The organism is Prevotella sp. P4-119, from assembly GCF_002251345.1.
GTDB lineage: Bacteria > Bacteroidota > Bacteroidia > Bacteroidales > Bacteroidaceae > Prevotella.
Map to the genome: position 1 here is coordinate 1 of NZ_NPJB01000042.1, position 259 is coordinate 259.

1 pseudogene is annotated in these 259 nt (G+C 49.0%); it reads left to right on the plus strand.

Features of this window, described 5'->3' with window-relative positions:
- Positions 1-259: pseudogene (locus tag CIK89_RS04550) on the plus strand (IS1380 family transposase); the annotation flags it as partial.

Here is a 259-nt window from a genome sequence, read left to right on the forward strand (position 1 = left end):
TCGAGAACAGCGATGGTAACACGAATGTGCGTTTTCATCAGGCAGACACCCATAAGAGATTCTTCGCTCTTCTGGAATCCCAGAACATCCGTGTAAATCGCTTCAGGGCAGACTGCGGTTCCTGCTCGAAGGAAATCGTCAGTGAGATAGAGAAGCATTGCAAACATTTCTACATCCGTGCCAACCGATGCAGTTCGCTCTACAATGACATCTTTGCTCTGAGAGGATGGAAGACGGAGGAGATTAACGGCATCCACGC